The sequence below is a fragment of the Gelidibacter salicanalis genome (assembly GCF_016469035.1).
Taxonomy (GTDB): domain Bacteria; phylum Bacteroidota; class Bacteroidia; order Flavobacteriales; family Flavobacteriaceae; genus Gelidibacter; species Gelidibacter salicanalis_A.
In genome coordinates this window covers 1-209 of the sequence record NZ_JAEHJZ010000525.1, presented here as the reverse complement: position 1 = coordinate 209, position 209 = coordinate 1, and the positions used below count along the sequence as shown (strand labels likewise).

General features: G+C 38.3%; 1 pseudogene. It reads right to left on the bottom strand.

Annotated elements, in window-relative coordinates:
• Positions 1–209, bottom strand: a pseudogene (locus JEM65_RS21950) (ribosome biogenesis GTPase Der); the annotation flags it as partial.

The following is a 209-nucleotide window of genomic DNA, read 5'->3' as shown; positions in this document are numbered from 1 at the left end:
GAGGTTGCAGAAGAAGGCAAACACAGGATTTTTGGTTGGCAGTTGAGTAGTGTATTTGATCTTGATATATTTTCCTTTCCATGCTGGTGGAGGGTATCTTTCAATTTCGGCGAGCATTAAATCATTCAATTTAGAAGTAGAGATACGACGAGTTTTGTTTTCGTACACCTTCACTGCCAACTCAATTGCTTGTAAGATTCTCTGTTTTT